This window comes from Streptomyces canus (genome assembly GCF_030815415.1).
Taxonomy (GTDB): domain Bacteria; phylum Actinomycetota; class Actinomycetes; order Streptomycetales; family Streptomycetaceae; genus Streptomyces; species Streptomyces canus_F.
In genome coordinates this window covers 8,117,935-8,144,343 of sequence record NZ_JAUSWW010000001.1, presented here as the reverse complement: position 1 = coordinate 8,144,343, position 26,409 = coordinate 8,117,935, and the positions used below count along the sequence as shown (strand labels likewise).

The window sequence follows — 26,409 nt, the reverse complement described above, 5'->3', positions numbered from 1 at the left end:
GGACGATCACAAGACGGGGCTCCAAAACACTGCCGGAGCACCGCCGCGATGATCGCGGGGCGCGCATTCGGGCGACTCCATCGTCCGTACGGAACGATGGTGGCCGCCTGACCGGGGTGACCCGCCGTCCCGGGGGACGGTCAGGTGGGAGATCGGAGCCTCCACTTGTGGGCCGGGCACGCGAGTGTCCAGCCGGTCGTCAACCAGGTTAGCAGGATCGCTTGACAAGGACCAATTGGGGGAACGCCGGCACGGACCGCCTATCGTGTGGGCCATGAGTGACACCCCTCCTGAGTCCCCCGCCGACTTCGACGAGATGACCCGCGACATCGCCGAGGTCCCCGCCGTCGAGGTGATCGTGACGGTCGCCGTGAACCTGATGAGCGCCGCCGCGGTGAAGCTCGGTCTGACCGAGGAGGGCGACAAGTACAAGGACCTCGACGAGGCCCGCAAGCTGATCCACGCCCTGGCCGGTCTGCTGGACGGCAGCGCGACCGAGATCAGCTCCTTCCACGCGGCCCCCCTGCGCGACGGTCTGAAGTCCCTCCAGCTGGCGTTCCGCGAGGCGTCGATCGTCCCGGACGAGCCGGGCCAGGGCCCGGGCGAGAAGTACACGGGCCCGGTCTACGGCTGAGTCCCTACCGCACGTACAAGGGCTCGCCCGGAGGCGTCGCCCCGGCCGGCAGCAGTGCCAGGTCGAGGCCGCGCACCAGGCGGGCCCTCAGCGTCTCGTCGGCGGCCAGACGCCGGGCCACCCCGTGGACGCCGGCGTCGTTCGGCATGCCGGGGTAGAGGACCAGGGCGAGAGTGCCGTCCCCCTGGCCGGGTCCGAGATAGGCCCGCTCCACCGCGCCCACCGCAGCGACAGCGGCACGTACCGCCGCCACGACCGCGGGGTCGGCGAGCGGGTCCGTCGTCGTACGGCCCTCGGCGAGGGCGAGCAGCGCCGGGCCGGTCAGCTCGAACGGCACCGGTCCGGCCAGGTCCAGGACGACCGTGTCCGCCTTCTCGTGCGCGGCGGCCTGGAGCGCCTGGTGCAGGGGTACGGCGACGGGGCGGGCCGCCGGGTCCCAGCGCGCCAGCGAGTCGGTGGACGTGAAGGCGGGCAGCGCGGTGCGGCCGCCGGCCTTCAGGGTCGGGACGGCCATGTCGCTGGTCTTCTCGCGGCGCAGTCCGTTCTCGTCCTCCTCGACCTCGCCGAGCACGGCCACGACGGGGACGAGCAGCCGGGCGCCCTTCAGTGCCTCCAGGACGGGTCCCACGGCGCTGCGGTCCTCGGCCCAGGCGGCGAGCGCCGCGCTCAGCCCGGGGTCGGCGGTGCCGTCGTCGTCGGAGAAGCCGGAGTCGGGAATGTTCTTGTTCGCCACGGTCACTGACCCTATAGGGGGGATGCTGCTGGGCTTGTGCGGCCCCGGAAACCTCTCCGTGACGCTCTTCACCGGAATCTCAGATTTCCCTGACACACATCTAACTTTCGTCTAACGGCCCGCACAGCCGGGGGCCCGACCATCACGGTCATGGAGTCCTCCAGAGCCCGCCGAAGCCGTCGCTCGCGCCCGTCCCGGCGGCGCCCGCTGATGTACACCGCCCTCGCCTTCGTCGCGATCGTCGGTGCCACGGCCGGGGGCACCGTGTATGTGAAGGCGCAGGCGCACTCCGGCGCTCCCTCCGTGTCGTCGGCCCCGTCGCCGGCCACGGCGGCGACGAGCGAGGAGGCATCGGTGGAGCCCGTGACGCAGCCGACGGTGGACCACGACAAGCTGCTCGCCACGGCCATGGAGTCGGTGACCGTGCCGGACGACGCGGACGTCTCGGTCGCCGTGCTCGACCTGGGCTCCGGGGAGAGCGCCACGTACGGGGACGCCGCCTTCGACACGGCGAGCATCGTCAAGGTCGACATCCTGGCGGCGCTGCTGCTCCGGGCGCAGGACGAGGACCGGCATCTCACGACGGCCGAGAAGTCGTACGCCACCGCGATGATCGAGAACAGCGACAACGCCTCCGCGTCGGCGCTGTGGCGGATCATCGGGCAGGCGGAGGGGCTCGACGCGGCCAACGAGCGGCTCGGGCTCACGGGCACCGAGGGCGGTGACGGGATGCTGTGGGGGCTGACCCGGACCACGGCGGCGGATCAGCTCACGTTGCTGCGGCAGGTGTTCGGGGACGACTCGGAGTTGAGCTCGGTGTCGCGGGAGTATGTGCGGGGGCTGATGGGGCGGATAGCCGTCGGCCAGGACTGGGGGGTCTCGGCCGCGGCGGACGGGTCGGCGTGGGCCTTGAAGAACGGCTGGCTGCCGCGCAGTACGACCGGTCTGTGGGACATCAACAGCATCGGGCGCGTCACGGCATCGGACGGGAGCGAGTATCTCGTCGTCGCGCTGTCGAACGGCAACGCGACGAAGGAGAAGGGGATTTCACTCGTGGAGTCGGCGGCCCGGGCCGCGGTGTCGGTGTTCACGGGTTGAGAGTGCCTCGACAGGCCCCGGCGGGGTGCGGCAGCGTTGTGGCCGGTCGCGCCCGCGCGGCGGTAGCCGCACATCGGTACAGTCCCGCCCGCCCACCGGCGTTGTCCGAACCCGGGTCGGCGGCTCAGAGTTCGTCGTGGTTTTCCCGACGGCCCCGCCACAGCACCACCGCCGCGATCAGCAGGACGCCGCCGGCGCCGCCCGCGAGCGGGGCCGCCCAGCCTGCCCCGTCGTCCTCCGTCTCGGCCGCGTCCGGGCCCGAGCCGAAGTACTTCTCGCCGTAGGACGCCGCCTGCAGGCCTTCCGGCTTCAGCTGTGCGGCTGCCTTGATCGCGGCGGCCGGGTCGACCAGGCCGTAGCCGCGGGAGTCGTCGCGGCCGCCCACTGGGGCGTCGCGGGCCGTGTCCTCCAGGAGCTTCTTGATCTGGGCCGGGGTCAGGCCGGGGTGGGCCGCCTTGACCAGGGCGACGGCTCCGGAGACGAAGGCCGCGGCGGCGCTGGTGCCCCAGCCCTCGTAGTACTTGTGGTCGGGGTCGGCGATGACGACCTTGTCGCCGGGGGCGCTGACCGTGGAGTACCAGCGGCGGGTGGAGAAGGCGGCGCGGGTGCCGTACCGGTCGACCGCGGTCGCGGCGATGACACCCGGGTAGGCGGCCGGGTAGGAGATGTGGTCGCCCTTCTCGCCGCCGTTGCCTGCCGAGGCGACGACGACGGAGCCCTTCTTGAGGGCGTACTGGACGGCCTCGTCCTCGGCGGGTTCGGGGTGGGCGGACTTGGAGTCGTCACCCAGGGAGAGGTTGATGACGTCGGCGCCGTGGTCGGCGGCCCAGCGGATGCCTTCGGCGAGGGCGTTGCCGCGGGTGTTGCGGGCCTTGCCGCGGGCCGAGTCGCCGTCCTCCAGGATGACGCGGACGGGGAGGATCTTGGCCTCGGGGGCGATGCCCATCACGCCGTCGGCGTTGCCGAACCCGTGTCCGTGGCCGGCGATGATGCCGGCCATCGCGGTGCCGTGGCGGGCCCAGGCGCGGTCGCCGCGGCTCGCTCCGAAGCCGACCATGTCCTTGCCTTCGAGGACGTTGCCGACGAGGTCGGGGTGGTCGTCCTCGACGCCGGTGTCGAGGACGGCGACGGTGATGCCCTTGCCCTTGGTGGTCTGCCAGGCCTCCTGGGTGTGCATGGCTTCCAGGGCCCACTGCTGGGCGCGTATGCCGTCGGCGTGCGCCGCGGTGGGCGGGACGAGGGCGAGGGAGGCGGCGAGAAGGGCGCTGAGGAGGCCGGCGCGGCGGGTCATGGTGTTCACGACGGTTTCTCCGTGGCCGAGCTGACGGTCTTGCGGAAGCCGCGTTCGATGCGGTCGGCGAGTCCCTGGGCCTCGTGGCCGAGACCGGCCTGGGCGATGTCCGTGGTGGCGTCGGACGCCATGGCCTTCTCTGCGGGTTCCGGCTCGTCGACGCTGCGGCCGTCGGCCCAGCCGGAGACGGCGTAGGCGACTACGGGGGCGTCGGTGAGGACGGAGACGGCCCAGGAGGCCCGCTGCTTCCTGCCGAAGGCTGCGGCGACGGTGTTCTTGGCGGCGTAGGTCCGGGGCATGAGGTCGCTCCGGTCGCCGAGTTTCTCCTTGCCGAACCGGGTGTCGAGGGCGGTCATGCCGGCGGCGTCGGCCTTGGTGAAGAGGAGTCCGACGGTGGTGACGTAGCTCTGGGTGGCGTCGGTGTAGGTGGCGCGGAGCAGCCGCTGGCAGCCGACGGGGGCGAGTGCCTTGCGCAGCAGGGGGTCGAAGGCGTCCTTGCAGCCGCTGTCCGGGGCGACGGCGATCCGCGTCCAGGTCCGGTCGGCGCCGCCTGGGCCCGCGCCCTGTCCCTCGACGGTGGGTGGGAAGAGCTGGTCGACCGGAACGCCGTGCCACATCTCGGCGGCCGCCGCGAAGGCGTCCCCGGACCCGGCCGCGGCCGAGTCCCCGACGAGCCAACTCCCGGTCGCGGCACCGCCGATGAGCCCGAGCCCGAGCACGAGACAGACGGCCACACCGACGGCCCGCAGCCGGCCTCGCCCACGGAGCACGCGCGGCCGCGCCTGCTCGTCATACCCCTCGGGCTGCCCGAACGACACGACGGGCCGCCCGGATCCAGGGGTGTCACCGGGTGCCAGGGGGGCGCTCCAGGAGAGAGAGGGATCGGGCTGCCGGGGGGACGGATCCCCTCCGGGGGGTGCGGTACGCCCGAAGGCATCGGCGGCCACCGAGTCCGACCGCTGCCCGGGCGCACCGCCCGACGCCGAGACCGGCCGGGAGCCGGACGCGCCGGCCGGACGGGAACCGGGCCGGGACGGCACACCGGCCGGAGCACCGGAGGGCGCCGCCGAGCCGGGCGTGGAGGACGGACGGCTGCCAGACCCGGGCGGTGAGCCGGCGGGTGTCGTCGGACCGGGCGCAGAGGACGGACGGGTGCCTGGCCTCGGCGGTACGCCGGAGGGCGTCGTCGGACCGGGCGCAGGGGACGGGCGAGGTGGTGTGGCGGGGGGTGCGGGGCGGCCCAGGGGGGCGTCCGGGGCGACCGGTACCGGGCGGAGGCGGAAGGTGGTCTCGAAGGACGTTTCCGGGGGTGTGGCGTTGCGGCGCGGGGGTGTCGCGGGGGTTCCGGGGCTGTCCTGGCCGGGGGCCGGGGGCGTGTCCGGGAAGCGTGCGGAAGCCCTCGGCGGGGGCGGGGTCGAGGGGGCGGGGTCGCCGGAGGACGGGGCGCGCAGGCGGGGGAAGCGGGGAGGCGTGTCCAGGGAGGTATCACGGGCCGGTTCCGCGGTCTCGCCGCGCCGGGGCGAAGCCGCGCCGCTCGCGGGCACCGTACGCGCTCCCGCACCCGATGCTTGGGCCGGTGGCCGTGCCTCGGTGGTGCCCGGGGTGCGCCCGGGCGCCTCGCGGTCCGTGGCCTCGGAGTCCGTCTTCGGAGGGGTCGTGGGGCGTGGGGGTGCCGTGGGGCGCGGAGGGATGGAGGCGTGCCGCGCTTCCGTGCTCATGCGCCCCCCGTTTCCCTTGTGCCCGGGTCCGTCGTGGTGCCCGGTGCGAACAGGCCCGCCCGGGCACGCATACCCGCACGGACGGACCGGCATCCCCTGACTCGGGCCCCTGCCGTCCTCACATGCGTGCGCGTCACTCTACGGGTTGTCCCCGGCCGGACGGGAACCAGTCCACGAGCCCGAGGCTTTAGCCCGGAACGTCCCCCTACCCTGCGGTAATCCTGTCTGGCAGGCTTCGTTCATGACTGCGCGCGCCGCCGACCGGGCCCGGTACGACCGGGCCACCGCTCACCTCGACGCTCCTTTGGCGATCGTGGATCTGGACGCCTTCGACGCGAACGCGGACGATCTCGTCCGCCGGGCCGGCGGGAAGCCGATCCGTGTGGCCAGCAAGTCCGTGCGGTGCCGGGCGCTGCTCGAACGCGTCCTCGCCAAGGACGGTTTCGCGGGCCTCATGTCCTTCACCCTGGCCGAATCCCTGTGGCTGGCCCGCTCCGGCTTCGACGACATCCTGCTCGCCTACCCCTCCGCCGACAGCACCGGGTACGCCGAGCTGACCTCGGACCCCAAGCTCGCCGCCGCCGTGGCCGTCATGGTCGACGACGTCGCACAGCTCGACCTCATCGACCGCTCCCGGGACGGCGGAGGTGAAGTCGTCCGCGTCTGCCTGGAGTTGGACACCTCCCTCAAGCTCCTCGGCGGCCGGGTGCGGGTGGGCGCCCGCCGCTCCCCGCTGCACTCCCCCGCCCAGGTCGCCGACCTCGCCCGCGCGATCGTCCGGCGGCCCGGGTTCAAGGTCGTCGGGATCATGGCGTACGAGGGTCATATCGCCGGTGTGGGCGACTCCGTCGCCGGGCATCCGTTCCGGTCCCGTGCCGTGCGGCTGATGCAGGCCACCGCCCGCAAGGAGCTCGCCGAGCGGCGGGCGGCGGTGGTGCGTGCCGTCCGGTCCGTCGTGCCCGACCTGGAGTTCGTGAACGGCGGCGGTACCGGCAGCGTCCAGACCACCGCCGCCGAGGACGCCGTCACGGAGATCGGGGCCGGGTCGGGGCTGTATGTGCCGCGGCTCTTCGACAACTACACGTCGTTCAGCGGGCGTCCGGCCGCGCTCTTCGCCCAGCCCGTCGTGCGGCGGCCCGGCGTCGGTGTCGTCACGGTGCTCGGGGGCGGCTATCCGGCCTCCGGCGCGCCCGGGCCCGACCGGCTCCCGGTGCCCTGTCTGCCCGAGGGGCTGAAGTACGACCCTCAGGAGGGGCCCGGCGAGGTGCAGACGCCGCTGCTCGGCTCCCCCGCCGACGATCTCCTCCTCGGGGACAAGGTGTGGTTCCGGCACGCGAAGGCCGGGGAGCTGTGCGAGCGGTTCGACGTGCTGCATCTGATCGAGGGCGACACCGTCACCTCGACCGTCCCGACCTATCGGGGCGAGGGCCGGACGTTCCTGTAGGTCAGTCCGTCGGGCCGATGCTGCTGCCCACGCCGCCGCCGTTCGCGTCGCCGCTGGACCGGATGCCCTTGGTGATCCGGTCCATGTCGGCGAGCGGCGGCCCGTCCTCGCCGGCGTCGAAGACGAAGCGCACGACGACTCGGTGCCGACGCTGGACTGGAAGGCGAGGGACTGGACGTAACCGCCGGGCCCCTTGGCCGTCTTGACGCGCCAGCGGACGAAGTACCCGGCACGGCCCGCCACGGCGACCGGACCGGACTTCACGACCTCGTGCGACGCGATGCCGCCGAAGGGCCGCCTGCCGACGAGGTCGCGGTCGTAGGCGTCGTCGGCCGCGTCGGAAATGTCGGCCTTGGCGAGGGCCTCGGGGGAAGTCTCGTCGTTCGAGGTCACCGTGCGCGAGATGACGAGACCGTGCCGGCACAGTCCGTGGTCGCCGGGGCAGTCGTAGGTGCCGTCGGTGGACATGAGGACGTCTTTGTCGGCGATGTACTGCGGTCGCACCCAGCCGTCGAGCAGCGGCACGGTGATGCCGTTGAGCTGGTCCTCGACGACGGCCGGGTCGTCGGCGGAGGGCTCGCTGGTGGACTCCGACGGCGTGGGCGTGGGCGTCCGGCTCGTCGGTGCGAAGGTGGGGGTGATGGACTCGGTCACCGTCGTGCTGTCCTCGGCGCCCTCGTCGTCCCGCAGGACGAACGCTTCCGTCACGATCGCCGCGACCAGGACCGCCCCGGCCGTGGCGAGGGCGATGGCCTTCGCGCGCCCCGGGGCCTCGCCGCCCGGCGGCCGCCCCGGCACCGCAGGCACCGGCGGCGGGCCCACGGGTGCGGGCTCGCGCCGGTGCTCGGTCCAGGCCGTGCCGTCCCACCAGCGTTCCAGCTGCGGATGACTGGGGTCGCGGTACCAGCCGGGCGGGGGCGTCATGCTCATCCCGGCACTCTAGGCCGACAGGGCCTGGGCCGCAGGCCTAGAGCGGTGTGACGTAAGCCCCCGAGATTCCGCCGTCGACGAGGAAGTCGCTGGCGTTCACGAACGAGGAGTCGTCGCTGGCCAGGAAGGCGACGGCGGCGGCGATCTCCTCGGCCTCGGCGAAGCGGCCGAGCGGGATGTGGACGAGTCGGCGGGCGGCGCGCTCGGGGTCCTTGGCGAACAGTTCCTGAAGGAGGGGGGTGTTGACGGGGCCGGGGCAGAGGGCGTTCACGCGGATGCCCTCCCGTGCGAACTGCACGCCCAGTTCACGGGACATGGCCAGGACACCGCCCTTGGACGCGGTGTAGGAGATCTGGGACGTGGCCGCGCCCATCCTCGCCACGAAGGACGCCGTGTTGATGATGGAGCCCTTGCCCTGCCGCCGCATATAGGGGATCGCGGCCTTGCAGCACAGGTAGACGGAGGTCAGGTTGACCTCCTGGACGCGCTTCCAGGCCTCGAGGCCGGTCTCCAGGATGGAGTCGTCGTCGGGCGGGGAGATGCCCGCGTTGTTGAAGGCGATGTCGACGCTGCCGTAGGTGTCGTACGCCGTCTTGAACAGCGCCTCGACCTGCTCGGGGTCGGTGACGTCGACCTTCACGAAGATCCCGCCGACGTCCTCGGCGGCCGCCTTGCCGCGCTGCTCGTCGACGTCGCCGCAGACCACGTGCGCGCCCTCGGAGGCGAGCCGGCGGGCGGTGGCGAGACCGATGCCGCTGCCGGCCCCGGTGATGACGGCGGTACGGCCTACCAGGCGTCGGCAGACAATCTCTTCGGTCACTGTGTCGGGCCCTCCGTACTGATGAAGACGTTCTTGGTTTCGGTGAAGGCAGCCAGGGCGTCCGGTCCGAGCTCCCGGCCCACGCCGGACTGCTTGTAGCCGCCGAAGGGCGTCCAGTAGCGGACGCTGGAGTGGGAGTTGACGGACAGGTTGCCGGCCCGGACCGCCTGGGAGACACGGAGCGCGCGGCCGACGTCCCGGGTCCAGATGGAGCCGGAGAGGCCGTACGGGGTGTCGTTGGCGAGCCGGATCGCGTCCTGCTCGTCGGTGAAGGGCAGGAGTACGGCCACGGGTCCGAAGATCTCCTCCCGGGCCGCGTCGGAGTCGTGCCGTTCCCCCGTGAGGACGGTCGGCGCGAACCAGAAGCCGGGCCCTTCGGGGGCGCTGCCGCGCAGGGCCTGGGCGTCGTCCGGCACGAACGACCGTACGCGGTCCAGCTGCTGACGGGAGATCAGCGGCCCCATCTGGGTCTTCTCGTCGGCCGGGTCGCCCACGACGACGGCGGCCAGCGCGTCGGCCAGCAGCTCGCGGACCTCGTCGTACACGGACTCCTGGACCAGGATGCGGGTGCGGGCGCAGCAGTCCTGGCCGGAGTTGTCGAGGAAGGAGAAGGGGTCGACGGCGGTCTTGAGATCGGCGTCGGCGAAGACGATGTTCGGGCTCTTGCCGCCGAGTTCGAGGGTGACCGGCTTGACCTGGTCGGCGCAGAGGGCCATGACGCGCTTGCCGACCCGCGTGGAGCCGGTGAAGACGATCTTGGCGACGCCAGGGTGCCGTACGAGGGAGTCGCCCGCGATGTCGCCGCGGCCCGGCAGGACCTGGAAGAGGTGTTCCGGGAGCCCGGCCTCCAGGGCGAGTTCGGCGAGGCGCAGCGCGGTCAGCGGGGTGGTCTCGGCGGGCTTGAGGATCACGGCGTTGCCCGCCGCGAGGGCCGGGGCGGTGCCCCAGGCCGCGATCGGCATGGGGAAGTTCCAGGGCGCGATCACCGCGACGACGCCCAGTGGTTCCAGGAGGGTGACGTCGAGGCCGCCGGGCACGGGGATCTGCCGGCCCGCGAGCCGCTCCACTCCGCCGGCGGCGTAGTCGAGGAGGTCACGGACGTTGCCGGCCTCCCAGCGGGCGTTGCCGATGGTGTGGCCGGCCTCGCGCACCTCCAACCGCGCCAGTTCCTCAACGTGTTCGTCGACGACGGCGGCGAAGCGGCGCAGCAGCCTGGCCCGGTCGGCGGGCGCGAGGGCCGCCCATGCGCGCTGGGCCCGGTCGGCCCGGTGGACGGCGGCGTCGACGTCCTGCTCGACGGCGCCCGGAACGGTGGCGATGACCTCCTCCGTCGCGGGGTTGAGGACGTCCAGTTCGTACGGTTGCGACAAGAGATGCCTCACATGCGTTCGAAGGAGCGGCGCAGCTCCCAGTCGGTCACCGCGGCGTCGAAGGCGTCCAGTTCGACGCGTGCCATGTTGCGGTAGTGGGCCACGACCTCGTCGCCGAAGGCGGCCTTGGCGATGGGGCTGTTCTCCCAGAGCTCGGCGGCCTCACGCAGTGTGGTGGGGACGTGCGCGTAGTCGGCGGTGTAGGCGTTGCCGGTGCAGGCCTCGGGCAGTTCCAACTTCTGCTCGATGCCGTACAGGCCCGCCGCCACCAGTCCGGCGACCGCGAGGTGGGGGTTGACGTCGCCGCCGGGCAGCCGGTTCTCGAAGCGCATCGAGCGGCCGTGGCCGACGACGCGCAGAGCGCAGGTGCGGTTGTCGTGGCCCCAGGCGACGGCGGTCGGGGCGAAGGAGCCGGGCTGGAACCTCTTGTACGAGTTGATGTTGGGGGCGTAGAGCAGGGAGAAGTCCCGCAGGGCGGCCAGCTGTCCGGCGAGGAAGTGCCGCATGACCTCGGACATACCGCCGTTGTCGGCCATGACGTTGTTGCCGGCCGTGTCCGTGAGCGAGAGGTGGATGTGGCAGGAGTTGCCCTCGCGCTCGTTGTACTTGGCCATGAAGGTGATCGAGACGCCCTCCTGGGCGGCGATCTCCTTGGTGCCGGTCTTGTAGATGGCGTGCTGGTCGCAGGTGACCACGGCCTCGTCGTACTTGAACACGATCTCGTGCTGGCCCGGGTTGCACTCGCCCTTGGCGGACTCGACGACGAGGCCGGCGCCGGTCATGTCGTTGCGGATACGGCGGAGCAGAGGCTCGATGCGGCCGGTACCGAGCACCGAGTAGTCGATGTTGTACTGGTTCGCCGGGGTGAGCCCTTGGTAGCCCGCGTCCCAGGCCTGTTCGTAGGTGTCCTTGAAGACGATGAACTCCAGCTCGGTGCCGACCATGGCGGTGTAGCCGAGCTCGGCGAGGCGTTCCAGCTGGCGGCGGAGGATCTGGCGCGGGGCGGCGACCACGGGTGAGCCGTTGTCCCAGGCGAGGTCGGCGATGAGCATGGCCGTACCGGCGTTCCAGGGGACGCGGCGCAGGGTGGACAGGTCGGGGTGCATGGCGAAGTCGCCGTAGCCGCGGTCCCAGGAGGACATGGCGTAGCCCTCGACGGTGTTCATCTCGGTGTCGACGGCGAGGAGGTAGTTGCAGCCCTCGGTGCCGTGGTGGAGCACCTCGTCGAGGAAGAAGCGGGCGGCGAACCTCTTGCCCTGGAGCCGCCCTTGCATGTCGGGGAAGGCCAGGACGACAGTGTCGATCTCACCGCCGGCGACGAGGACGTGCAGCTCCTCGACGCTCAGCGGGGGTGTGCGTTCTGCCACGGGAGGGCTCCTTCGGGCTTCTGCGCTTTTTTCGGCCGGGCCGGAAGCCATAAGGTATTGCGGAGAACCATTGCTTGGGAAGGGGGTACGACGGGATGTCGCTGGATCCGGAGGACGACCTGGAGGACCGGTTGACGCCGGTGCTGCGGCCGGTACGGGCGGGCAACGGCTTCGAGGAGGCATTGGAGCAGATCCTGCAGGTCGTACGGCTCGGTCTGGTGCCGGGGGGTGAGCGGCTGCCGGCTGAGCGGGAGCTGGCGGAGCGGCTCGGGATCAGCCGGGTGACGCTGCGCGAGGTGTTGAAGGTGCTCCAGGACCAGGGGCTGGTGGAGTCGCGGCGCGGGCGGTACGGCGGGACGTTCGTGCTGCGGAAGTCGGACGCCGGCGGTGAGGACGAGCTGCGGCGGCGGATCTCCGCGGTCGACATCGAGGACGTGCTGCGGTTCCGCGAGGTGCTGGAGGTGGGGGCGGCGGGTCTGTGCGCGGCGCACGGGCTCGCGGACGACCAGGCGGAACGGCTGCGCGAGGCGCTGGCCCGCACGCAGGACGCTCCGCTGGCGGACTACCGGCGCCTGGACACGATGCTGCACCTGACGCTGGCCGAGCTGTGCGGCTCACCGTCGCTGACCGCGCAGTACGCGGCGGTCCGGGCCACGGTGAACGATCTGCTGGACTGCATCCCGCTCCTCGTCCGCAACCTCGAACACTCCCAACGCCAGCACACCGCGCTGGTGGAGGCGGTGCTGGACGGGGACGCGGACGGGGCGCGGGAGATGATGCGGGAGCACTGCGGGGGGACGGCGGCCCTGCTCAGGGGGTTCCTGGCGTGACGGCGGCCTCCGGGCGGCCCGGGAGTCTTGCCTTCGCGGGCGTCTCTCGACAAAGGTATGGAAACAATCCTTTGCCGGACCGGGAGGGCGCATGGCGGGCAGACCGCTGATCGGCATCAGTACGTATCTGGAGGCCGGGGCACGCTGGGGCGTCTGGGAGCTGGCGGCGGCGCTGCTGCCCGTCGGGTATCCGCGGCTCGTGCAGCGGGCGGGCGGGCTGGCCGCGATGCTGCCGCCGGACGCGCCCGGGCATGCCGCCGAGGCCGTGGCGCGTCTCGACGGGCTGGTGATCGCGGGCGGCCCGGACGTCGATCCGGTGCACTACGGCGCCGAGCGCGAGCCCCGTACCGGGCCGCCGGCACCGGAGCGCGACGCCTGGGAGCTCGCCCTCATCGACGCCGCCCTCGCCGCGGGCATCCCCCTGCTCGGGATCTGCCGGGGCATGCAGCTGCTGAACGTCGCCGTCGGCGGCACCCTCGTCCAGCACATCGAGGGGCACGCGGAGGTGGTCGGTGCCTTCGGGTGGCACACCGTGAAACCGGTGCCGGGGACGCTGTACGCCGGTGTCGTCCCGGAGGAGACATCCGTACCCACCTACCACCACCAGGCCGTGGACCGCCTGGGCACCGGCCTCCTGGAATCGGCGCACGCGCCGGACGGAACGGTGGAAGCCGTCGAACTCCCCTCCTCCGACTGGGTGTTGGGAGTGCAGTGGCATCCGGAGATGGGTGAGGATCTGCGAGTGGTACGGGGCTTGGTGCAGGCGGCGGGAGCCTGAGCCGGGTCTACCGGATCCGGCCTCGCAGCCATGCCGACGCCGCTTCACCCTGCGCGTGCTGGAAGGCGCGGACGGTCGGGATGCCCGGCGGCGGGGGCTGCAGCGACTGGTGGACGAAGTAGCCGGCGAGACCGGCGAGGGCGACGGTGACGGCGTCCGGCTCGGCGTCGCGGCCCAGTGGGTGCGCGGTGAAGAGCTCCTGCGGATCGGGACCCCCCTGGGCTCTGACGCACGGGAGCATGAGGAGCAGGTCGAGCCATGGGGCACCGCGGACGACGTGCGGCCAGTCGACGAAGACGACGCGGCTGTCGTCGGTGAGCAGCATGTTGTCGGCGCGGAGGTCGCCGTGGGCGAGGGTGTCGCCGGCGACGGCCTCGGGCCAGGGGTCGGCCAGCTCGGCGAGGTACGGGAGGTGGGCGGCGGTCCAGGCGTCGAGGTCCGGGGGTGTCTCCTCCATGAGTCGCCGCCAGCCGCTGAACGTGCCGATGGCGGACTCGGAGGCGGGGGGCGCGTCGCGCACCGGCGACGGGGTGAGAGTCCGGGCGAGGTCTGTCACCGCGTCGAGGACACGTCTCAACTCCGGCTGCCGCCAGGGGACGTGGGGCTGGCGGCCTGGCACGTCCTCGAAGACCAGAGCCACCCAGGTGCCATCGTCGTAGGTGCCGAGGAGGCGGGGTGCGGGGACGGCGGGTGGCAGGGCGGCGGCGTAGCGGGCCTCTCGGCGGTGGAACACGGGGCCTGTGGCGTTGGTCTCCGCGCTGACGGCCTTGACGAAGGCACGGCGACCCCGGGCGGTGCGGATGCGTGCCGCGGCGCCCGGGGAGAAGCCGCCGGGCTGGGTGGTGGCGTGGGTGACGGGTTCACCGAGGATGTCGGCCACGGCGGCGCGGACCCGGGGTGGGAGCTCTTCCCACGGAGTGCGGGCGCCTGCTGCGGGTGGGGCGGTGGGTGGCATGTACGGCATGGTGCGGGTCGGCCGTGGTGGCGGGCCAGGAGTTTTTCGCCGCCGCGGCCCCTACCCCCGCGTCAGCGACAGCAGTTCCCTGGCCGGTCCCACCGGGCGGTGTCCCGTCGGCCACACCGCTCTCAAGTCCCGTGCCAGGGAGACTCCTTCCACCGGTACCCGCACGAGGCGGCGCATCGCCAGTTCCTCGCCCACCGCCAGTTCGCTCAGTACCGCCGGCCCGGCGCCGCTGACGGCTGCCGCCTTCACCGCGGTGGTGGACGACAGCTCGATCAACGGGCGCGCCAGACCGCCCAGTGCCGCGTCCAGGACCTGCCGCGTCCCCGAGCCCTTCTCCCGCAGGATCAAGGGTGTCACCGCCAGTTCGTCCGCCGCCAGGGGCCGTCGGCGGCGGGCCCAGGGGTGGGCCGGGGCGGTCACCACGATCAGGTGGTCGTGGGCGATCACGACCGAGTCGAGGCCCGTCGGTACGTTCAGGCCCTCCACGAACCCCAGGTCGGCCTCGTCCGAGAGCAGCCGGGCGGCCACCGCCGCCGAGTTGCCGGCCAGCAAGGACACCGCCGTGTCCGGACGCTGGGCGCGCAGCGCCAACAGCCAGCCCGGCAGCAGATACTCCGCGATCGTCATGCTCGCCGCGACCCGCAGCCGCGAGTCCCGCCGGTCCCGCAACGCCTGCGCCCCCACGTCGAACGCCTCCGCGGCCTCCACGATCCGCCGCGCCCAGTCCGTCACCAGCGCGCCCGCGTCCGTGAGACGGGAGCCGCGCGGTGAGCGGTCCACCAGCGCCACCCCCAGCTGACGTTCCATCGAGCGAATGCGGCTGCTGGCCGCCGGCTGGGTGATGCCGGTCTCCCGCGCCGCCGCACCCAGGCTGCCGAGCCTGGCCACCGCCAGCAGCAGCTCCAGCGCCCCCAGGTCGGGGACGCGGTGCGCCAGCATGCCACCGGGGGTCGAGGGAGAGCCCTCCCGCTCACTGCTCATAAATGCAGTTTATGCCCTCATAGACACGTCGTCCCTGGTGGCAGCCGCACTCTCACGCGATCGTCGAATCATGGTCACCGCAGCCCACCCCCTTCTGCCCCGTGCCACCGCACGACCCCCGCGTGCCATCGCCGTCCGTCACCTCGGACCCAACTGGTACGCCACCGTCATGGGCACCGCCATCGTCGCCACCGCCGGAGCCGGACTGCCGGTCTCCGTTCCCGGTCTGCGCACCGCCCTCACCGGCGTCTGGGCGCTCTCCCTCGCTCTCCTCGCCGTCCTGCTCTGCGCCCGCGCCCTGCACTGGACCCACCATCGGGACCAGGCCCGCGCCCATCTCCTCGACCCGGCCATGGCGCCCTTCTACGGCTGCCTCTCCATGGCCCTCCTCGCCGTCGGCGGCGGCGCCCTCACCGTCGGCTCCGACTGGATCGGCACCCGAGCCGCGGTCGCTCTCGACGCCGTGCTCTTCACCGCCGGCACGGCCATCGGACTCACCGCCGCCGTCGCCGTCCCGTACCTCATGGCCGTACGCCATCGCATCGAGCCGTCACAAGCCACTCCCGTGTGGCTGCTGCCGCTCGTCGCGCCCATGGTGTCGGCCGCGCTCGGGCCGCTGCTCGTGCCCCATCTCCCGGCCGGGCAGGCGCGGGAGACCCTGCTGCTCGCGTGCGTGGCCCTGTTCGGGATCAGCCTGCTCGCGACCCTGCTCATGCTGCCGCTGGTCTTCGGACGGCTCATCACCGGCGGTCCGCTGCCCCTCGCCCTCGCCCCGACCCTGTTCCTGGTGCTGGGCCCGCTCGGGCAGTCCACCACCGCCGTCAACCATTTCGCGGACATCGCGCCCGGTGTCGTACCGACGCCCTACAGCGGCGGCTTCGGCGTCCTCGCCGTGCTCTACGGCGTGCCGGTCATGGGGTTCGCGCTGCTGTGGTTCGCGCTCGCCACCGCGCACGTGCTGCGCGCCCGGCGGGAGGGCATGGGGTTCGCGATGACGTGGTGGGCCTTCACCTTCCCGGTCGGCACCTGTGTCACCGGGGCGGAGGGGCTGGCCCGGCACACCGGGCTGCTCGCCTTCCAGTGGCTCGCGGTCGTGCTGTACGTCGTTCTCGTCGCCGCCTGGACTGTCGCCGCCCTGCACACCGCGCGCGGGCTGCTCAGCGGTGCGCTGCTCGCAGGGCCCGCGTCAGCAGCCGTGGCGCTTCGCTGAGGGAGGGGCCGTACCAGGTGAGGTGCCGGCCGCTGACGAGGGCGCAGGGCAGTCCCGGGAACGCCTCCGGGCCGTCGTGCGCGGTGAAGCGGTAGGGCTCGTCCGGGAGGACGACGACGTCCGGTGCGGCCGCGTTCAGGTCGTCGACCGGGATCCGCGGATAGCGCTCGGGGTGCGTCGCGTACACATGGTCCACGCCCAGACGCGCCAGCACATCGCCGGCGAAGGTGTCGCGCCCCAGCACCATCCAGGGGCGGCGCCAGACCGGGACCACCGCCGTCATGGCGGACCCCGGTTCCGGCAGGGCCGACCACGTCCGCTCCGCCTCGTCCAGCCAGCGCGGCCGTCCCGGCGCACCGCACGCCTCAAGGACCCGTGCCAGTTCCCGGAAGGCCTGCGGGACGTCCCTCACCTCGGTCACCAGGACCTCGACGCCCGCCTCGCGCAGAACGGCGAGGTCCGGCTCCCGGTTCTCCTCCTCGTTGGCGATCACCAGGTCGGGGGCGAGGGCGAGGACTCGGTCGGTCTCGGGGTTCTTGGTGCCGCCCACGCGCACGACGTCGAGGTCCGCCGGGTGGGTGCACCAGTCGGTGGCGCCGACCAGGACGCCGGGGACGGACCGGGCGACCGCCTCCGTCAGGGACGGGACGAGGGAGACGACCCTCACGGTGCGGCCCTCTCGTGCGGGGCCCTCACGTGCGTGGCCGGTCCCGGACCGCCTCGATGTGTTCGGCCACCGCGACGACCACGACCCGGGTCTCGGGCACGGTCGCCCGCCACCGGTGCCGGACCCCGCCGGTGAGGTAGAGCGTGTCGGCGCGGCCGAGCCGGTACGCCCGCCCCTCCGCCTCGATCTCCACCGCGCCGTCGGCGACGTACATCAACTGGTCGTTGCGGAACTGGAATTCACGCCCGGCGTCATGGTCACCGGTGAACTCCTGGGCGTGCATCTGGTGGTGGCCGCGCACCAGGGAACGCACCCGGGTCCGGCACTCCGGCTCGGCGTCGTCAAAGCGGACGACGTCGACGCTGCACGCCGGGTCGGCGGCGGCGAGGAGTTCCACGGCGGTGGTGCGCAGGGCGTCGGCCACCTTCTCCAGGGAGCTCTGGCTGGGCCGCGCCCGCTCGTTCTCGATCTGGCTGAGGAAGGGCACCGACAGGCCGCTGCGTTCGGCCACGACGGCGAGGGTGAGCTCCAGCGCACGGCGTCGCCGCCTGACGGCCGCGCCCACCCGCAAGGGTTGTTCTTTGTGGTCGCCCATCGCTCCGGCTCCCTCCTTCGCTCGTCGGTCCGTTCACGCTCTCTGAGGAGTTGTCTGCACCCTACGCATGTTCGGCAAACCGTTTCACGCGCCCGTCACATTGCCGTAAACCCCGTGCGGTCCATCTCGCCAACTCCGGCCAGTAGATCAGCTCTCCACCCGCTCCGTGCGGGGTTTGCGCCGTCAGGACGAACCGGCTGACCACGAGCGCCCGATGAGGCTCAGGGGGCGGCGTAGCTCTTTGTGGTTGTCCGGATCCTTTTCATGGACGACGTACGGATGCGCGGGCCCCGGACATGCCCGAGGGGCGGGCCTCGCCACACGCCGTCAGGTCACGTGGGGAGCCCGCCCCCCGGGCGGCTTCGAAAGGGCGGCTACCGCGGTGTCATCCGCTCCGCCACGTCCGGGTGCTCCTTCAGCCAGGCGGCGACGGCCTCTTCCTCGTGGCCCTGGCCCCGCTGGTTGATCTCGGCCTCCAGGGTGCCGAGCTCGTCCTCGCTCATCCGGAAGTTCTTGATCCACTTGGTGAGCTGCGGGTACTGCGCCGGGAACTTCTCGTTGGCGATGGTCCGGATCGTGTTGCCCTCGCCGAAGAGCTTCTTGTCGTCCTTCAGCTTGGTCAGGTCGTACTGGCTGTACGCCCAGTGCGGCGACCAGAGCACGACGGCCACGGGCTGCTTCTTGGCGTACGCGCGCTTGAGCTCGGCCAGCATCGCGGGCGTGGAGCCGTCGACGAGGTCGTACTCCTTGTCCAGGCCGTAGCCGGGCAGGACCTTCTTCTTGAGGAGGTTCATCTCGCCGGTGCCCGGTTCGATGCCGATGATCCTCCCGTCGAAGAGGTCGGCCTTGCCCTGGAGATCCTCGTACGACGTCACGCCCTTGACGTACGAGGGGACCGCGACCTCCAGCGAGGTCGGCTCGTACCAGGTGCCGAGGTCGGCGAGTCTGTCCTTGTTCTTGTCCCAGTAGTTCGCCTGCGCGTACGGCAGCCAGGCGTCGAAGTTGAGATCGAGGTCCCCGGAGGCGAGGCCCGTGTAGACCGGGCCGACGTCCATCTGCTTCAGGTTCAGCCGGTAGCCGCGCCGCTCCAGGACGTTCTTCCAGAGGTAGGTGACGGCGATGTCCTCGTCCCAGGGGAACCAGGCCACGTCGACGGGCCGCTTCGCCTCGGCGGGGGCGGCGGTGTCCGCGACGGGTGCGAGCTTGTCGAGCACACCCGGGTCGGCCTTCAGCCAGGCGCGTACGGCGTCCTGCTGCTTGCCCTTGCCCGCCTTGTTGATCTCGGCTTCCAAACCGGTGAGCTGCTTCTCGCTCATCCTGAAGTTCTTCAGCCACTTCGCGACGACCGGGTTGTCGTCGGCGAAGCCCTTGCGGGCCACCGTGTGCACACCGTCGCCCTTGCCCCAGGCACCCTTGGGGTCCTTGAGCTTCTTCAGCTTGTAGTCGCTGTACGCCCAGTGCGGCGACCAGAGCGTGACGACGACCGGTTCCTGCTTGCTGTACGCCCGTTTCAGCTCGGCCAGCATCGCCGGCGTGGAGCTGTCGACGACCTTGTACTCCTTGTCGAGGCCGTAGTCCTTGAGGACCTTGCTCTTGAGCAGACCCATCATTCCGGCGCTGGACTCGATGCCGGTGATCTTCCCGCCGAACTCGGCGGACCTGCCCTTGAGGTCCTCCAGGGAGTCGATGCCCTTCATGTACGAGGGGACGCTCAGCTCCAGGGAGGTCGGGCCGTACCAGGAGCCCAGGTCGTCCAGCCGGTCGCCGTACTTCTTCCAGTACTCGGCGTGGGTGGTCGGCAGCCAGGCGTCGGTCTGGAAGTCGACGTTGCCGGAGGCCAGGGAGGTGTAGAGCGGGCCGGCGTCGAGCTGCTTGGCGTCCACCTCGAAGCCGCGTTCCTCCAGCAGCTCCTTCCAGAGGAAGGTGGAGGCGACGCCCTCGTCCCAGGGGATGTAGCCGATGCTGACCTTCTTGCCCTGGCCGACGTTCTCGCCGACCGGGGCGGCGCTGTCGTCCTTGCCGCCGAACATCCCCATGCCGCCCGCGACGAGGGCGAGGACCACCACGCCGATGACGGCGACCTGCGGACGGGGACGGTACGACCAGATCTTCAGCCCCTGTGCGGCACGCGCCCTGGCGGCGGCGCGGCGGCCCAGCGGGGAGACCTGGGAGCCCAGGGCGCCGGTCATGCGGTCGAGGTAGATCGCGAGGACCACGATGGCGACACCCGCCTCGGACCCGAGGCCCACGTCGAGCTGGCCGATGGCCTCGTTGACGCGTCCGCCGAGGCCGCCGGTGCCGACCATGCCGGCGATCGCGGCCATGGACAGGCCGAGCATGATGACCTGGTTGACGCCGGCCATGACAGTGGGCAGGGCGAGCGGGAGCTGGACCCGCAGGAGGGTGTCCCTGGGAGTCGTGCCGAACGCCTCGGCCGCCTCGACCAGTTCCTTGTCGACCTGGCGGATGCCCAGCTCGGTCATGCGCACGCCGGGGGCGAGCGCGAAGATCAGGGTGGCGACGATGCCCGCGGAGGCGCCGGTGCCGAAGAAGAGGATCGCCGGGATCAGGTAGATCATCGCGGGCAGCGTCTGCATGAAGTCCAGGACCGGCCTGACCAGTCCGCTGGCCCGGTCGGAGCGGGCCGCCCAGATGCCGACGGGCACGGAGATCACCAGGGCGATGATCGTGGCGACGAGGACCAGTGAGAGGGTCACCATCGCGTCGTCCCACAGTTCGAGGGAGTCGATGAAGGCGAAGCCCGCGAAGGTGAGGACGCCGGCCGTGGTGCCGCGCAGCCAGAAGGCGATGACGGCGAAGATGCCCGCGAGGAGCAGGGGCTGGGGCGCCTGGAGGACGGCGTCGATACCGTCGTAGGTGCCGGTGAAGACGGTCTTGAGGAAGTCGAAGAGCCAGGCCATGTGGCCGAGCAGCCAGTCGACCGCGTCGTTGACCCAGTCGCCGAGCGGGATCCTAGGCACGGGCCACCGCCTTGTCGCCGCCCTTGTCCCGGGGCGAGTCGCAGGCCACCGGGTCGGACTGCTCGTCGCCGAGGAACGCGACCAGGCGTTGTCTCGGGACGCGGCCGACGAGTTCGCCCGTCTTGTCGAGGACGGCGACGGGGTGCGTCAGCCGGGCGCTGATCGCGCAGAGTTCGGTGAAGGGGGTGTCCGGTGTCGCGGTCTCGCAGCGGCAGCCGACCTCGTCACCGACGACGTCCGGGTCCATGACGGCGCCCGCGGTCAGGACCCGCGAGCGGTCGACGTCCTGGGTGAAGGAGGCCACGTAGTCGTCGGCGGGCCGGACGAGGATGTCCTCCGCGCTGCCGATCTGGACGATACGGCCGTCGCGCATGACGGCGATGCGGTCGCCCAGGCGCATGGCCTCGTTGAGGTCGTGGGTGATGAAGACGATGGTCTTCTTCAGGGTCTTCTGGAGCTCCAGGAGCTGGTCCTGCATGTCGCGGCGGATCAGCGGGTCCAGCGCGCTGAAGGACTCGTCCATCAGGAGCAGGTCGGCGTCGGTGGCCAGCGCGCGGGCCAGACCGACGCGCTGCTGCATACCGCCGGACAGCTCGTCGGGCCAGGACTTCTCCCAGCCGGCCAGACCGCACAGGGCCAGGGCCTCGGTGGCGCGCTTCTCGCGCTCGGCGCGGGGGACGCCCTGTACGGCGAGGCCGTAGGCGGCGTTCTCCAGGACGCTGCGGTGCGGGAAGAGCGCGAAGTGCTGGAAGACCATGCTGATCTTCCTCGCCCGGACCGCGCGCAGCTCGCGGTCGCCGAGCGCGGTCAGGTCCTGGCCGTCGAAGCGGACGTGTCCGGCAGTGGGCTCGAGGAGGCCGTTGAGCATGCGCAGCAAGGTGGACTTGCCGGATCCCGACAGGCCCATGACGACGAAGATCTGGCCGGGCTCCACGGTGAAGGAGGCGTCGACGACCGCGGCGGTGCTGCCGTCGGCGCGCAACTCCTCCCGGTCGGCTCCATCGCGCAGTCTCTCGACTGCCTCACTCGGTCGTCTGCCGAACACCTTGTAGAGATGTTCGGCCTCTAGGCTGGCTGACACGCGTACCTCTTGACTCGGGGGCGGGGGTCAGTGGCGGCGCCTGCCCTCGACCGACCAGGGCAAACGCCGAAGTGGTTCAGTTCACAACCATTCCGTGGGATCGCCGTAGCGGCTTCACAACGCTGAGGACCGGTGACTGTCGGCGGCGTACGGCATGATGCGAGGCGTGACCGGACGACTCATGCTCCTCGACACCGCCTCCCTCTACTTCCGCGCCTACTTCGGCGTCCCGGAGTCCGTGAAGGCCCCGGACGGCACGCCGGTGAACGCCGTGCGCGGCCTGCTGGAATTCATCGACCGCCTGGTCAGGGACCACCGCCCCGATGAGCTGGTGGCCTGCATGGACGCCGACTGGCGTCCTCAGTGGCGGGTCGATCTGATCCCCTCCTACAAGGCGCACCGCGTCGCCGAGGAGCGGGCGGCGGGGCCGGACGAGGAGGAGGTGCCGGACACGCTGTCGCCGCAGGTCCCGGTCATCGAGGAGGTCCTGGACGCGCTCGGCATCGCGCGCGTGGGCGTCGCGGGGTACGAGGCGGACGATGTGATCGGCACCTTCACCGCGCGGGCGAAGGGCCCGGTGGACATCGTCACCGGCGACCGCGATCTGTACCAGCTGGTGGACGACGCGCGCGGGGTGCGGGTGCTGTACCCGCTCAAGGGCGTGGGCACCCTCCAGCTCACGGACGAGGCGTGGCTGCGCGAGAAGTATGGGGTCGACGGGCCGGGGTACGCGGATCTGGCGCTGCTGCGCGGCGACCCGAGCGACGGTCTGCCGGGGGTGCCCGGCATCGGGGAGAAGACGGCCGCCAAGCTGCTGGCCGAGTTCGGCGATGTCGCCGGGATCATGGCGGCGGTCGACGACCCGAAGGCCAAGCTCACGCCGTCGCAGCGCAAGCGGCTGGACGAGTCGCGGCCCTATGTCGCGGTGGCGCCCAAGGTCGTGCGGGTGGCGGACGACGTCCCGCTGCCGGTCGTCGACACGGTGGTGCCGCGCGGGCCGCGTGATCCGGCGGCGGTGGAGCGGCTGGCGGCGCGCTGGGGGCTGGGCGGGTCGCTTCAGCGACTGCTGACGACCCTGGCCCCGTAAATCACGCTCTCTGCCAAGTGAATGCGATTCTCTTCAGGAGGGATCCACACTCTCCACAATGGCTTGATCTTGCCCTCGTACAAGGGGTGTTAAGTAGAGGGGAAATGCTAACTTAGGTAAGCCTAAGCGAAAAGCAGGGAGGCCGCCATGGCAGAACGACCGGGACGCAAGCCGCGGAAGCCGTATTCCGCTCAGGTCGTCCGCACCGAGCGGCTGACCCCCCACATGCACCGGGTGGTGCTCGGAGGGGAGGGGCTCGCCGACTTCGCGGCGGACACCTGCTCCGACCACTATGTGAAGCTGCTGTTCCCGGCCGGGGGTGCGACCTACCCGGAGCCCTTCGACATGGAGCGCATCCGCGAGGAGTTCCCGCGCGAGCAGTGGCCGGTGACGCGGACGTACACCGTGCGCCACTGGGATGCCGAACACCGTGAGCTGACCCTGGACTTCGTGATCCACGGCGACGAGGGCCTCGCCGGCCCCTGGGCGGCGAGCGTGCAGCCGGGCGAGACCGTGCGGTTCAACGGCCCGGGCGGCGCCTATACCCCTGATCCGACCGCCGACTGGCATCTGTTCGCCGGGGACGAGAGCGCGCTGCCCGCGATCGCCCGCTCCCTGGAGGTGCTGCCCGACGGCGTCACGGCGTACGCCTTCATCGAGGTCTCCGGGCCCGAGGAGGAGCAGAAGATCGACTCCGATGTGGAGGTCGTCTGGCTGCACCGCGGGGACCGGCCGGTCGGCGAGGCGCTGACCGAGGCCGTGCGGGCGCTGGACTTCCCGGAGGGCCGCGTGCACGCCTTCGTCCACGGCGAGGCGCACTGCGTGAAGCAGCTGCGGCACCTGCTGCGCGTCGAGCGCGAGATCGCCCGCGAGGACCTGTCGATCTCCGGGTACTGGCGGCTCGGCCACAACGAGGACGGCTGGCAGGCCTCGAAGCGGGACTGGAACGCGCGGATCGAGGCGGAGCAGGAGGCCACGCCCGCCTAGTCCCCTTGGACGGATACGAAGTGTGGGAGGGCGCAGCGGCGCCCTCCCACACGGCTACACGGACCGCTGGTACGACCGGAACGTCCGGATCGACAGCCACACCGCCGCCACCGCCAGCGCCAGCAGCCCACCGCCCCGGATCAGCACATCACCCCAGTCGGGGTTCCCGGACAGCGCCGAACGCCCCGCCACCATCGCCCAGTCGAGCGGGTTGACGTCGGCGACATGCTGCATCCACCCGGGCATCTGGGCGGGCGCCATGAAGGCGGAGGACAGGAACGTCAGCGGCAGCAGCAGGAACGTGTTGATCCCGATGATCGACTCCCGCTCCCGCACCAGCATGCCGAGCGCGTTGGACAGCGCCCCGAAGACCGTGCCCAGCAGCACCGAGGCGAGCACCAGGACCGCGATCCCGACGATCCCGCCCGGGTAGTCCGCCCCGCCCAGCAGCCCGAGCAGCACGATGATCACCGACTGCGCGGCGGTGACCAGGCCGTTGTTGACGACGTTGCCGTTCATCAGCGCGGCCCGGCTGACCGGGGTGGTCAGAAAGCGGTCCAGGGTGCCGCGCTGGATCTCGTCGAGCGTGGTCATCCCGGCCCACATGTTGGAGCTCAGCGCGCTCATCACGACCACGCCGGGGACGAGGTAGTCGAGGTACGAGGTGGTGCCGAAGCCGCCGAGCTCGACGACCTCGCGGAACAGACTGCCGAACAGGAACAGCCAGATCACCGGCTGGATCAGGGTGATGACCGCGTACGCGGGCTGGCGTACGAACACCATGAGTTGACGCTGTGTCATGTACCAGGTCTGGGAGACGGCGGTGCTCATCGGGCACCTCCCGCGAGGGCGAGGCCGTCGGTCCGGCCGCCTTCCCCGGCCTCCCCCGCTTCCTCGGCCTCGGAATAGCGGCGGCCGGTGTACCGCAGGTACACGTCGTCGAGCGAGGGGCGGGCCACGGTCGCGGCGGCGACACCGACTCCGGCGCGCTCGAGTGCGCCCAGGAGGGCGGGCACCGCCGCCGCTCCGTCGTCGGCGCGGACACTGACCCGGCGCCCGTCGACCAGGACCTCGTGCACGCCCGGCAGTCCGTCGAGGGCGCTCCTGAGCAGCGTACGACCGGCTTCGCCGACACCGGAGCGGAGCTCCATGTGGACGGCGTCGCCGCGGAGTTCACCCTTGAGGGAGTCCGGGGTGCCCTCGACCACGACCCGGCCGCGGTCGACGATGGCGACGCGCTCGGCGAGCCGGTCGGCCTCTTCGAGATAGTGCGTGGTGAGCAGGATGGTCAGTCCCTCCTCGCCGGAGAGCCGGCCGATCTCGTCCCACATCGCGCCGCGGGCCTGGGGGTCGAGACCGGTGGTGGGCTCGTCGAGGAAGAGCACCTCGGGTTGGTGCACCAGACCGAGGGCGACGTCGAGGCGGCGCCGCATACCGCCGGAGTAGCCCTTGACCCGGCGGTCCGCGGCGTCGGCGAGGGTGAAGCGGTCCAGGAGTTCGGCGACGCGCCTGTCGAGGCCGGTCCCCCTCAACCCGTAGAGCCTGCCCTGCAGTCGGAGGTTCTCGCGGCCGGTGGCCCCGGGGTCGGCGCCGGAGTTCTGCGCGACCACACCGATCGCGCGGCGCACCCGGTCCGGGTGGCGCAGTACGTCGTGACCGGCGACGGTGGCCGTGCCGGAGTCGGGGCGGGCCAGGGTGGTGAGGATCTTGACGGTGGTGGACTTGCCGGCGCCGTTGGGGCCGAGAAGGCCGAAGACGGTGCCGGGTTCGACGGTGATGTCCATGCCGTTGAGGGCGGTGACACCGCCCGGGTAGGCCTTGATCAGCTGACGCGCCTCGACTGCGGGCGCACGAGTGTTCATGACAGGTGCTCTCCTGGGTGAGCGGATGACAGCTGATCCGCGTGAGGAGCACCGGGCTATCCTGGGTGTGCCGCACCTCGATCGCCTGGATGTGCCTCACGGCGGATTCAGCTCGGGGTTCGAGGCCCCGGCGGGCTGCTCCAACAGCCGCGCCGGGGCCTGTTCTTCGTCAGGTCACGGTGCGTGGAACGCCTTCCACTCCTCGATGCCGGGCAGCTCGCCCTTTCTGATCTCATCGAGGAAGCCTCGGACCCACGCTGCTTCCGCCTCGATCATGTGGAGCTGGTACTCGTTCTCCACGAGGAAGAGCCGGGGCAGCGTCTCGTACAGCTTCTCCAGTGCGCCCCAGCCGGAGGCGATCCGGACCTCCAGGGCCTCGAGCCGTTCCTCCAGCAGGGAGATCACCTCGTCGGGGTGCAGCACGCCGAGCAGTGAGAGCGCGGTCTCGAAGATCGGGTACTCCTTGGCCGGGAAAGCGACCAGGTCCGACATCCACTCGGTGGTCTCCTGACGGCCGGCCTCGGTGATGCCGTAGACCGTCCGCTCGGGCCGGTTGCCCTGCCGCTCCACGTCCGTGACCTCGACGAAGCCATGCTTCTGGAGGTTCTGCACGACCGTGTAGAGCGAGCCGTAGTTGATCTTCGTGCTGGAGTCCTTGCCCTGGCGACGCAGGGTCTGGGCGATCTCGTAGGGATGCATCGGCTTCTGCCACAGGGTCGCCAGCACGGCGAGCGCCAAGGGGTTGCGGAGCTTGCGACGCCTCATGGGCCGATTCACCTCGCATCTCTACTTCGCACCGAATATCCGTAGCCGAACATATCGCGACCCGCGAGAACCGGTCAATAGACACGATGTATCGCGTTTGAGCGGCATGCGCAAGAGAGGTGAGAACTTGGGCCCACCTTCGACATGGCCGCGTCATGCGGGTGAAACAGCCGCTCCCTAATTTCTGTCGCCCGACAGGAATTCAGCGCCCGCACC

23 protein-coding genes and 1 pseudogene are annotated in these 26,409 nt (G+C 71.5%); 8 read left to right on the top strand and 16 right to left on the bottom strand.

What is annotated here, in order from left to right; genetic code table 11:
* Window positions 1-274: 274 nt before the first annotated feature.
* A complete protein-coding gene (locus QF037_RS37650; protein ID WP_046261477.1) occupies window positions 275-634 on the top strand; it encodes a DUF1844 domain-containing protein in 360 nt (119 codons plus the stop codon).
* 4 nt (window positions 635-638) lie between these two features.
* Here the strand turns inward: QF037_RS37650 and QF037_RS37645 are convergent, their stop codons facing one another.
* Window positions 639-1,367 carry an SseB family protein gene (locus QF037_RS37645; RefSeq protein WP_307033083.1) on the bottom strand — a complete coding sequence of 243 codons (729 nt, stop codon included), beginning with the start codon at window positions 1,365-1,367 and terminating at the stop codon, window positions 639-641.
* 150 nt (window positions 1,368-1,517) lie between these two features.
* On the opposite strand from QF037_RS37645, the gene QF037_RS37640 reads away from it, so the two are divergent.
* The gene (locus QF037_RS37640) at window positions 1,518-2,465 is read left to right on the top strand and encodes a serine hydrolase (protein ID WP_307033081.1); all 948 of its coding nucleotides are present in this window, start codon (window positions 1,518-1,520) and stop codon (window positions 2,463-2,465) included.
* Window positions 2,466-2,589: 124 nt separating this feature from the next.
* Here the strand turns inward: QF037_RS37640 and mycP are convergent, their stop codons facing one another.
* Both mycP and QF037_RS37630 read right to left on the bottom strand, forming a co-directional pair.
* Window positions 2,590-3,756, bottom strand: coding sequence for a type VII secretion-associated serine protease mycosin (gene mycP, locus QF037_RS37635; RefSeq protein WP_307037564.1), 1,167 nt, complete (start codon window positions 3,754-3,756; stop codon window positions 2,590-2,592).
* A 5-nt stretch (window positions 3,757-3,761) separates the two neighbouring features.
* Window positions 3,762-4,526, bottom strand: a complete 765-nt coding sequence (locus tag QF037_RS37630) for a hypothetical protein (protein ID WP_307033079.1) — start codon at window positions 4,524-4,526, stop codon at window positions 3,762-3,764.
* Between the two features lie 1,189 nt (window positions 4,527-5,715).
* On the opposite strand from QF037_RS37630, the gene QF037_RS37625 reads away from it, so the two are divergent.
* A complete protein-coding gene (locus tag QF037_RS37625) occupies window positions 5,716-6,918 on the top strand; it encodes an amino acid deaminase/aldolase (protein ID WP_307033077.1) in 1,203 nt (400 codons plus the stop codon).
* Window position 6,919: 1 nt separating this feature from the next.
* Here the strand turns inward: QF037_RS37625 and QF037_RS37620 are convergent.
* The 4 genes and pseudogenes from QF037_RS37620 to QF037_RS37605 all read right to left on the bottom strand — a co-directional run bounded on the left by QF037_RS37620 (window position 6,920) and on the right by QF037_RS37605 (window position 11,405).
* Window positions 6,920-7,842: pseudogene (locus tag QF037_RS37620) on the bottom strand (DUF2510 domain-containing protein).
* A gap of 43 nt (window positions 7,843-7,885) precedes the next feature.
* Window positions 7,886-8,668 carry a 3-oxoacyl-ACP reductase gene (locus QF037_RS37615; RefSeq protein WP_307033075.1) on the bottom strand — a complete coding sequence of 261 codons (783 nt, stop codon included), beginning with the start codon at window positions 8,666-8,668 and terminating at the stop codon, window positions 7,886-7,888.
* Window positions 8,665-10,038 carry an aldehyde dehydrogenase family protein gene (locus QF037_RS37610; protein WP_307033073.1) on the bottom strand — a complete coding sequence of 458 codons (1,374 nt, stop codon included), beginning with the start codon at window positions 10,036-10,038 and terminating at the stop codon, window positions 8,665-8,667. Before QF037_RS37610 ends, QF037_RS37615 begins: the two co-directional genes overlap by 4 nt.
* Window positions 10,039-10,046: 8 nt before the next feature.
* Complete coding sequence (locus QF037_RS37605) at window positions 10,047-11,405, bottom strand: glutamine synthetase family protein (RefSeq protein WP_307033071.1); 1,359 nt, start codon at window positions 11,403-11,405, stop codon at window positions 10,047-10,049.
* Window positions 11,406-11,500: 95 nt separating this feature from the next.
* Between QF037_RS37605 and QF037_RS37600 the strand changes: the two genes are divergently transcribed.
* A complete protein-coding gene (locus QF037_RS37600) occupies window positions 11,501-12,235 on the top strand; it encodes a FadR/GntR family transcriptional regulator (protein ID WP_307033069.1) in 735 nt (244 codons plus the stop codon).
* 91 nt (window positions 12,236-12,326) lie between these two features.
* Entirely contained in the window at window positions 12,327-13,013 is a 687-nt protein-coding gene (locus QF037_RS37595; protein WP_307033067.1) for a gamma-glutamyl-gamma-aminobutyrate hydrolase family protein, read from the top strand.
* 7 nt (window positions 13,014-13,020) lie between these two features.
* Here QF037_RS37595 and QF037_RS37590 read toward each other — a convergent pair whose 3' ends face one another.
* Both QF037_RS37590 and QF037_RS37585 read right to left on the bottom strand, forming a co-directional pair.
* Complete coding sequence (locus tag QF037_RS37590) at window positions 13,021-13,968, bottom strand: phosphotransferase (protein ID WP_307033065.1); 948 nt, start codon at window positions 13,966-13,968, stop codon at window positions 13,021-13,023.
* A gap of 60 nt (window positions 13,969-14,028) precedes the next feature.
* On the bottom strand, window positions 14,029-14,958 hold the full coding sequence (locus QF037_RS37585) for a LysR family transcriptional regulator (RefSeq protein WP_307033063.1): 930 nt from the start codon (window positions 14,956-14,958) through the stop codon (window positions 14,029-14,031).
* A gap of 70 nt (window positions 14,959-15,028) precedes the next feature.
* Here QF037_RS37585 and QF037_RS37580 point away from each other — a divergent pair, with 70 nt between their 5' ends.
* Window positions 15,029-16,168 carry a TDT family transporter gene (locus QF037_RS37580; protein WP_307033061.1) on the top strand — a complete coding sequence of 380 codons (1,140 nt, stop codon included), beginning with the start codon at window positions 15,029-15,031 and terminating at the stop codon, window positions 16,166-16,168.
* Here QF037_RS37580 and QF037_RS37575 read toward each other — a convergent pair.
* The 4 genes from QF037_RS37575 to QF037_RS37560 all read right to left on the bottom strand — a co-directional run bounded on the left by QF037_RS37575 (window position 16,116) and on the right by QF037_RS37560 (window position 21,492).
* Window positions 16,116-16,835, bottom strand: a complete 720-nt coding sequence (locus tag QF037_RS37575; protein WP_307033059.1) for a helical backbone metal receptor — start codon at window positions 16,833-16,835, stop codon at window positions 16,116-16,118. The two genes, QF037_RS37580 and QF037_RS37575, sit on opposite strands and share 53 nt — an antisense overlap.
* 25 nt (window positions 16,836-16,860) lie before the next feature.
* Window positions 16,861-17,430, bottom strand: a complete 570-nt coding sequence (locus QF037_RS37570) for a helix-turn-helix domain-containing protein (RefSeq protein ID WP_307033057.1) — start codon at window positions 17,428-17,430, stop codon at window positions 16,861-16,863.
* 374 nt (window positions 17,431-17,804) lie between these two features.
* Window positions 17,805-20,411, bottom strand: a complete 2,607-nt coding sequence (locus QF037_RS37565; RefSeq protein ID WP_307033055.1) for an ABC transporter permease/substrate binding protein — start codon at window positions 20,409-20,411, stop codon at window positions 17,805-17,807.
* Window positions 20,404-21,492 (bottom strand): quaternary amine ABC transporter ATP-binding protein, encoded by a 1,089-nt coding sequence (locus tag QF037_RS37560; protein WP_307033053.1) that lies wholly within the window; start codon window positions 21,490-21,492, stop codon window positions 20,404-20,406. Before QF037_RS37560 ends, QF037_RS37565 begins: the two co-directional genes overlap by 8 nt.
* Before the next feature lie 157 nt (window positions 21,493-21,649).
* Between QF037_RS37560 and QF037_RS37555 the strand changes: the two genes are divergently transcribed.
* Together QF037_RS37555 and QF037_RS37550 are read left to right on the top strand one after the other, a co-directional pair.
* On the top strand, window positions 21,650-22,579 hold the full coding sequence (locus tag QF037_RS37555; protein WP_307037562.1) for a 5'-3' exonuclease: 930 nt from the start codon (window positions 21,650-21,652) through the stop codon (window positions 22,577-22,579).
* 147 nt (window positions 22,580-22,726) lie between these two features.
* Entirely contained in the window at window positions 22,727-23,566 is an 840-nt protein-coding gene (locus tag QF037_RS37550) for a siderophore-interacting protein (RefSeq protein ID WP_307033051.1), read from the top strand.
* A gap of 54 nt (window positions 23,567-23,620) precedes the next feature.
* Here QF037_RS37550 and QF037_RS37545 read toward each other — a convergent pair whose 3' ends face one another.
* The 3 genes from QF037_RS37545 to QF037_RS37535 form a co-directional block, all read right to left on the bottom strand.
* Window positions 23,621-24,397 (bottom strand): ABC transporter permease, encoded by a 777-nt coding sequence (locus QF037_RS37545; RefSeq protein WP_307033048.1) that lies wholly within the window; start codon window positions 24,395-24,397, stop codon window positions 23,621-23,623.
* Window positions 24,394-25,428 (bottom strand): ATP-binding cassette domain-containing protein, encoded by a 1,035-nt coding sequence (locus tag QF037_RS37540; RefSeq protein WP_307033046.1) that lies wholly within the window; start codon window positions 25,426-25,428, stop codon window positions 24,394-24,396. The genes QF037_RS37545 and QF037_RS37540 overlap by 4 nt, the downstream gene beginning before the upstream one ends.
* A gap of 174 nt (window positions 25,429-25,602) precedes the next feature.
* A complete protein-coding gene (locus QF037_RS37535) occupies window positions 25,603-26,193 on the bottom strand; it encodes a PadR family transcriptional regulator (protein ID WP_307033044.1) in 591 nt (196 codons plus the stop codon).
* Window positions 26,194-26,409 lie beyond the last annotated feature (216 nt).